We start from the raw sequence: 8138 nt of genomic DNA, 5'->3' as shown, positions 1-8138 counted from the left end.
AATTTTATATTTATGACAAGGTGATATATATATTTATTATCAATATTTTCATTAAAATAATATTTAACAAAATTAGCCCTTCTTTTATCCATTTCAATTATTTTTCTCCTTGCCTCATCATCTTCTACATTTTCACTTGATGTTAACCATTTTATTCTATCTGCAATCGGAGCTACTAATCTAATATGCACAGCATTTGGGAAGTCTTTAAGAAGAAAACAGGCACCTCTACCTAAAATTATAACATTGTCTTTCTTAGCCTCTGATATGACTATGTTATTTATAATTCTTTGAAAGGTATTGCTATCAAAAAATCTGTCATATGCTGTAGCCCCCTCAAAAACAGAGTTATTCTTTTTTATTTTATCAAACTCTGATTTAACTTCTCTATTGTCAGATGAAAACATTCTCCTTATAACATCAAAATCTACATATTTTGAAATCCTTGCCCTATAATTAGTGTGCTCATCTTCATCAAAAAGCCTTATCCTTTCCTCTGAAACGTTTTCCTTGTAGGCAGCAAATTTTATTATCTCTTTATCTAAATATCTATAATTTAAACGCTCTGACAACATAAGCGATAGCTTTTCAGTTGGGCATCCATATTCCCTAGAGATTGTTAAAATTGCCATAGATCTCCCCTACTTTCTTTATTTCTAATTTATCTGATAAGTTATTAATCATATTATTTATATGTTTTCTACTTACTGGATGCATATAATTCACACAAATATCTCTTAAAGGATAAAGCACAAAACTTCTCTTATGCATAAGTTTGTGTGGTATACATATGAATTCATTACATATTACTTCACCATTATAATCTATTATATCTATATCTATCTCCCTTGGCAACCATTTGCCTCTATCAAGCCTGCCTACTGATGTCTCTACTTCTTTAATAAATAATAAAAACTCTTCTGGAGTATAATTTGTCTCGGCTGAAATAGCAATATTATAGTAATCATTTTGGCCATCTTTCAATAAGGAACAACTTTCATAGATTGATGAAATCTTTTTAATTGTAATTTCCTTTGATAAACATTGCAGCGCTCTTTTTATAAAAGCCTTTCTATCTCCTATATTTGAACCTAGAGACAATATAGCCTTTTTCATGTCAATAGTGACTCAATCTTTTTTAATAGTTCATTAACATCTGCTCTATCACTTTTTATTGGATCATATATATAAGCATCAACAACTTGAAAAGGATTAATTAAAAAAGAACCCTTTGATTGAATTATTTTTTTTCTATATTTGATTTTAATAGGAACAATATCTCTTTTTGATCTAGCGGCTATAATGAACCCTCCTTTTTTTAAAGGAAGTAATCTGCCATCCTCGGATCGAGTACCTTCTGGGTAAATAATAACCGATTGTCCATTTTTTATAGAATTGATTGCATTAATCAAACTTTTGTAAGAACTTTCTCTTTTTCCCCTTTCAATTGGAATATAGTTAAGCTTTTTAAAGACTATGCCCATCAAAGGTATTTTATATAATTCCTTTTTTAACAGAAAAACTGCTTTAAAATCTCTTAACAATGTAAATAGTATATAAGTATCAAAGAAGCTTTGATGGTTACACATAAAAATATATTCTTTAGATTTGTCAATCTTGTTAGAATATCTCTTTATTCTTAGTTTTGTAAAACTAATAGACAACAATAGCTTACCCCAATAATATGATAATTTGTGCAATATATCACTGTCTTTATTTAACAAAAAAAAGGGGAATGAAATTAATAAAATAATAATTGAGAGTATTATTAAAAATAACCAAAAAATTATAGAAAATAAAACTTTAACTAGCAATTAGCTGCCCTAAATTTCTTAAAATCTCAGCATAACTTGGATGGTTAAAAAAGCAATGAGACAATTTATCTATTTTAATACCAAATTGCATTACAATAGATAGACTTGAAATTATTTCTTTACAACCCCTACCAAAAATATGGGCACCTAATAATTTTTTAGAAGATTTACTATAGATTAACTTTATCAAACCAGTCGAAGCGCTCTCTATAACATGTCTTTTTAAATATGAATATGTATATTTAGCCACAATATAATCAATATTTAATCTTATAGCCTCTCTTTCATCAATACCTATTGATGCAATATCGGGACTTAGATTAATAAGCCTTGGATAAAGGTATGAATTAATCTTTAATTTTTTGCCTAACATACTAAATACTGCCTTTTCTGCAGAGTAAGTTGTAAAGGGAACAGACATATTAATTCCTGTTGCATCCCCTATTATGTATATATTATCATTGTTTACTAAAAAATTATCATCTAATGTAGGAATATCATCTTTAAAATCTATATCTAAATTTTCCAAACCTATATTTGATAAATTTGGCTTTCTTCCAATTGCAATAAAAATCTCTTCAGCTTCTGCATTATCCCCATTGTCGAATAAAATAATCCCTTTATTACCTACCCTATCAATATGGTCAACTTTAGCATTTAGCTTTAGTTTTATATTATTTTTTATTAAATTATCCTGAAATTTTTTAACAATTTGCTCTTCAAAATCATTTAACAAACGGGACTCTTTCTCAATAATTAAAACATCAGAACCCATTCTCTTGAAAAAACTTGCAAATTCACATCCAACAAAACCACCACCAATTATTATAACAGATTCAGGTATTTTTTCTAAAGTAAAAAAATTATCTGTCGTCATTAATTTTAAAATTGGTTTGCTATCAAAAACTATAGATTTAGAGCCAGTAGCTATAATAGCATCCCTAAATTTAACTTCTGTTTTCTTGCCATCTAAATCTACTTCTAATGTATTTTTTGAGGTAAATTTAGCATATCCATTAATATAATCTGAAATTTTTTCTAATTGATTAGTGTTGCTTTTTATATACCTATTAGAAACGTTGTCAAAATATTTTCTCAATTTTTCCATATTTATATTTGGTAGTTTTTCAATTAGAGGCTTCTCAAAAAGCCTTGAACAATCTCTTAAAAAGGATTCATGTATAGAGCTTAGGTATAATAATGTATTAGATAATAAAGCACCATTGCGGCAATAATTACCACCTATATTCTCTGATATAACTAATGGTTTAATTTTATTATCTGATAATAATTTAGACGCATACAAGCCAGAAGGTCCAGCACCTATTACAACAACATCACTGTAATTTTGTATCACGTCCCAAATTCCCAGGAAGATAGATATTTTTCCTGATTTTCACTTAATGCATCAATTGAGATATTAAGCGATCCCAACTTTATCTTAGCTATAACTTTCTCTATATAATCAGGTATAGTTAATACTTTACTTGCTAGACTTCCTTTGTTTAAAAGAAGATATTCGACTGCTTTCGCTTGTGTTGAAAAACTCATATCCATAACCATAGGGGGATGACCTTCAGCTGCTGAAAGATTGACTAAACGCCCACCTGCAATAAGATATATCCTTCTATCATCTTCTAGAATATATTCATCTACATTATCTCTAACATTAGATCTAATCTCTTTAGCTAGGTTTTCCAAATCTTTAATATTTATTTCTACATTAAAATGACCTGCATTGCATATTATACATCTATTTTTCATTACCTTATAATGTTCTTTAGTAAGCACATCAATATTGCCTGTGACTGTAATTACAATATCTGATTTCTTTACAGCTTCTTGCATAGGCATAACTAAAAAACCGTCCATAACAGCTTCAAGAGATTTTATAGGATCAACCTCAGTTATTATAACATTAGCACCCATACCACGAGCTTTGGCAGCAACCCCTTTACCACACCAGCCGTACCCAGCAATTGTTACCACTTTACCAGCTATCAAAGTATTTGTTGCCCTAATAATACCATCTAGTGTTGATTGCCCAGTTCCATATCTATTATCAAATAAGTACTTTGTATGAGCATCATTAACTGCAATCACAGGAAATTTCAAAAGGTTATTTCTTTCTAAGGATTTTAATCTAATAACCCCAGTTGTTGTCTCCTCAGTTGAACCAATCACATTTTCTATTACACTACCGCCCTCTTTCATAACAGTAGAAATTAAATCTGCACCATCATCCATTATGATATGGGGCTTGTGGTCAATTGCCTTTCTAATATGGTCATAATATATATTATTATCTTCTCCTCTAATTGCATAGACTGGTATATCAAAATCTTTAACAAGACTAGCTGCAACATCATCCTGAGTAGATAGTGGATTGGATGCACACAATAAAACATCAGCACCACCACTTTTTAATGTTCTAACAAGATTTGCAGTCTCTGTTGTAACATGTAGACAACATGAAATCCTTAAATCCTTTAAAACCTTACTCTTTGAAAAATCATTTCTTATAGAACGAAGCACTGGCATTTCTAGATCTGCCCAATTAATCCTTTTTAAACCTCTAAAAGCTTTCTCAATATCTTTAACATGATAATCATTCATATAATCACCTAAATATATATTATATTTTATCCTTTATATCATTAACTCTGTTACATTGTTCCCAACTAAAATGATTGCGCCCAAAATGACCATAAGCAGCTGTTTCTTTAAAAATAGGCTTTCTTAAATCTAAGGCTTCAATAATTTTTTTGGGACTTAAATCAAAAATATCCAAAATTATATTGCCTAACTTATCAGATGGAATTATTCCTGTATTAAAGGTATCAACCATAACTGACACCGGTTTATCAACACCTATTGCATAAGCCACTTGTATTTCACACCTCTTTGCAACCCCACTTGCAACAATATTCTTTGCTATGTAGCGTGCCATATAAGCAGCACTTCTATCAACCTTTGTGGGATCTTTACCACTAAAACACCCACCACCATGATGAGCAACGCCACCATAAGTATCAACTATTATTTTTCTGCCCGTTAAACCACAATCAGCCATTGGCCCACCTTTTACAAATCTGCCAGTAGGATTTATATAATATTTTATCTTTTCCTCATCATATAAATCCTTAGGTAAAACCTCTTTTATCACATATTCTATTAAATCATCTCTTAAATCAATAGATTTAACCTCCTGTGAATGTTGAGCTGATAAAACAACAGTAGTAATCTCAACAGGTTTAAAATTTGAATATCTAACAGTAACCTGTGATTTTCCATCTGGTCTCAAATAGGGCAATATATCCTTTTTTCTAACCTCTGACAACCTCATACACAATCTGTGAGCAAGCATAATTGGCAAGGGCATTAATTCCTCAGTATCATCACAAGCATATCCAAACATCAACCCTTGGTCACCTGCCCCACCAGTATCTACACCATCAGATATATCTGGCGATTGTTTGTCAATTGAGGTGATAACCCCACAAGTTTCATAATCAAAACCAAATTTTGCTCGCGTATAGCCAATATCCCTAACAGTATTCCTTATTATACCAGGAATGTCTACATAAGTACTGGTTGTTATCTCTCCTGCAACTATTGCTAGCCCTGTAGTAACCATTGTTTCACAGGCAACCCTGCTAAGAGGATCCCCTTTCAACATCTCATCTAAAATTGCATCAGATATTTGATCTGCTATCTTGTCAGGATGCCCCTCAGTTACTGATTCAGATGTAATAATATAATCGCCACTAAACAATTAAACCTCCTAAGGAAATATATTTTTATTACAATTTTAATTATAACTATTCTTGTAGTTTGAGATAATTTGCCTCATCCTATCCTTATAACGAAGTTTTAAAACCTTTATCTCTTTAATCTTCTTTTCAACCTCTGGTGGAAAATATTTTAAAGAATATAATGCTTCTAAGTCTTGTTCTAACCTAATATGTTCTAAATATAATTTTTTGAATTCATCATCCTTATCCCTCAGAATCTCTACTATTTCTCCCTCTTTTTCCACCATAATTCACCTCTTATAGTTTATTTTCTTGCTATAATAATCTAAAAAATATAAAGGTTTATAATCTCCTTTTAAATGCACAATTTTTTTATTTAGCAATGATTTACTTAGATCAAAATTATTATCATACAATATATTTTTATTAGAAAAGGTCATTTCACTGTCACTATTTATCAATTTATAATCAGAAAAGTTATCATTATCGAAATTATAATATTTGGCAACACCTATTCCTTTTCTTAAAGGATATATTACAACCATCTCAGAGCAATCCAATGTTAAAGCGTAAGCATCTAATAGGGATATACCATAAAATGGTTTATTAAATGATAACGCAAAACCCATAATGGTAGCTATACCAATCCTTATGCCAGTAAATGAACCAGGTCCTTTAATAACATTATACTCATCAATATCTGCTATATCTAGTTTAATATTTTTTAGACTATTATCTATTATAGTCAATAAGTTTTCATTAATATATCTACCTAACTTATAGTTAATATTTAATAAAAGATTGCTATCATTAGCAATTGCCAATCTCAAGTAATCACCACTTGTATCAACTAATAATATATGCATAGAAAAAAACTATAACAAATTATTCTAAAAATTCTTATGATAAAACTAAATACCTGTATGGCCAAAACCTCCAGAACCCCTTTGGGTATCACAAACATTATCTACTAACACTAAATTAGCCTTAATAACTTTAGAAAAAACTATTTGTGCTAATCTGTCCCCTTTCTTATAATAAAAGGATTCTTTTGATAAGTTCATCAAAATAATCTTTAGCTCCCCCCTATAATCACTATCAATAGTGCCTGGACTATTTAATACTATCACTTTATTATTTAATGCAATACCACTTCTACTTCTAATTTGACCCTCAATATAATGCGGTATTTCAAAATAAAGTCCTGTTCTTATAAGTTTTACATCAAAGGAAGGTATAACCCCATCTTCAAAGCTGCAAATATCTAAACCTGATGCACCACTAGTCTTATATTCAGGGATACTTGCCCCCTCAAGCGCTTTAACTTTTATTGTAACTATTGCATTATCTAGCTGTTCATTACTTTTATAATAGTTTTTACTAATCTCCAAATCTCTCATTTGAGAAGCACTTTTCTAGATAGTTTTATCCTTCCTCTAGCATCCTTTCCTAAATATTCCACCTCTATAATATCTCCTTCCTTATAATGATCTTCAATTTTATCAATGCGTTCTCTATCAATCTGTGAGATATGAAGTAGCCCCTCAATACCCAAAGGTAACAATTCGACAAACATCCCATAATCTACAATTTTCTTAACCTTAGCCTTATACACATTATTTTCAACTAATTCTTGCATCGAATCTTGTATCATTGCCTTAGCCTTTTCAATATTATCTGCATCTTTTGCAAATATATTAACTATTCCGCCATCTAATATATCAATAGAAGCTTTTGTCTCCTCAATTATTCTTTTTATATTTTTGCCAGCTGGTCCAATTAAAAGTCCTACCTTATCTGGGTTAATCTTTATTGTTTCAAATCTTGGAGCCTTTGGGGATAATTCTTTTCTTGGAGCAGGTAAAACCTCTTTCATTTTACTTAAAACATATAGTCTAGCCTTCCTTGCCTTTTCCAAGGCTTCTTCTAAAATTTCACGGTTTAGACCTTCAACTTTTATATCCATTTGTAAAGCAGTTATACCCGATTCTGTCCCAGCCACTTTAAAATCCATATCACCCAAATGATCCTCTAATCCCATAATATCTGTTAATATTATATGTTCATCCTTTTCATATATCAAACCCATAGCTATCCCTGCAACAATATCACTAATGGGGACACCAGCATCCATTAATGACAAACAACCAGAACACACTGTTGCCATTGAAGAAGAGCCATTTGATTCCAAAATCTCAGAAACCACCCTAATTGTATATGGAAATGTTTCTTCATCTGGGATAACCGTCTCTAAAGCTCTTTCAGCAAGAGCACCGTGCCCTATTTCTCTTCTGCCAGGACTTTTTAGAAACCCAACCTCACCAACACAATAAGGCGGAAAATTATAATGTAACATAAATCTCTTTGAATCAGAACCTTCAATATTATCTATCAATTGAGTATCCATTTTAGTCCCTAGCGTTGTTGTGGCAAGAGATTGCGTTTCTCCTCTTGTAAATAATGAGGAACCATGTGTCCCTTCTAATAAACCTACCTCTATATCAATATCTCTGATATCATCAAATTTTCTTCCATCAACCCTCACTTTATTATTTAATAAATATTCCCT

At 30.8% G+C, this 8138-nt stretch carries 10 protein-coding genes; all 10 read right to left on the bottom strand.

Annotated elements, in window-relative coordinates:
- Positions 1–632 (bottom strand): cytidylate kinase-like family protein (locus tag SVN78_06595; GenBank protein ID MDY6821273.1); only part of this gene is annotated, 632 nt, incomplete at its 3' end.
- Positions 610–1116 carry a 2-amino-4-hydroxy-6-hydroxymethyldihydropteridine diphosphokinase gene (folK, locus tag SVN78_06590; GenBank protein MDY6821272.1) on the bottom strand — a complete coding sequence of 169 codons (507 nt, stop codon included), beginning with the start codon at positions 1114–1116 and terminating at the stop codon, positions 610–612. The genes folK and SVN78_06595, both read right to left, overlap by 23 nt.
- Positions 1113–1667, bottom strand: coding sequence for a lysophospholipid acyltransferase family protein (locus SVN78_06585; protein ID MDY6821271.1), 555 nt, complete (start codon positions 1665–1667; stop codon positions 1113–1115). Before SVN78_06585 ends, folK begins: the two co-directional genes overlap by 4 nt.
- A 136-nt stretch (positions 1668–1803) precedes the next feature.
- Positions 1804–3171, bottom strand: a complete 1368-nt coding sequence (locus tag SVN78_06580; protein MDY6821270.1) for an NAD(P)/FAD-dependent oxidoreductase — start codon at positions 3169–3171, stop codon at positions 1804–1806.
- The gene (ahcY, locus tag SVN78_06575) at positions 3168–4430 is read right to left on the bottom strand and encodes an adenosylhomocysteinase (protein MDY6821269.1); all 1263 of its coding nucleotides are present in this window, start codon (positions 4428–4430) and stop codon (positions 3168–3170) included. The genes SVN78_06580 and ahcY overlap by 4 nt, the downstream gene beginning before the upstream one ends.
- 19 nt (positions 4431–4449) lie before the next feature.
- On the bottom strand, positions 4450–5589 hold the full coding sequence (metK, locus tag SVN78_06570; protein MDY6821268.1) for a methionine adenosyltransferase: 1140 nt from the start codon (positions 5587–5589) through the stop codon (positions 4450–4452).
- A gap of 36 nt (positions 5590–5625) precedes the next feature.
- Positions 5626–5856: a DUF465 domain-containing protein gene (locus SVN78_06565; protein MDY6821267.1), complete on the bottom strand. Its 231-nt coding sequence runs from the start codon at positions 5854–5856 to the stop codon at positions 5626–5628.
- 3 nt (positions 5857–5859) lie between these two features.
- Positions 5860–6435, bottom strand: a complete 576-nt coding sequence (tsaB, locus tag SVN78_06560) for a tRNA (adenosine(37)-N6)-threonylcarbamoyltransferase complex dimerization subunit type 1 TsaB (GenBank protein MDY6821266.1) — start codon at positions 6433–6435, stop codon at positions 5860–5862.
- 45 nt (positions 6436–6480) lie between these two features.
- Positions 6481–6969 (bottom strand): dUTP diphosphatase, encoded by a 489-nt coding sequence (gene dut, locus SVN78_06555; GenBank protein ID MDY6821265.1) that lies wholly within the window; start codon positions 6967–6969, stop codon positions 6481–6483.
- The coding region (gene pnp / locus SVN78_06550; GenBank protein ID MDY6821264.1) for a polyribonucleotide nucleotidyltransferase at positions 6966–8138 on the bottom strand (1173 nt) is incomplete at its 5' end. The genes pnp and dut, both read right to left, overlap by 4 nt.

Source organism: Deferribacterota bacterium, from assembly GCA_034189185.1.
Lineage (GTDB): Bacteria > Chrysiogenota > Deferribacteres > Deferribacterales > UBA228 > UBA228.
The sequence above is the reverse complement of the archived record's forward strand: the minus strand, read 5'-3'. Positions and strand labels throughout refer to the sequence as shown.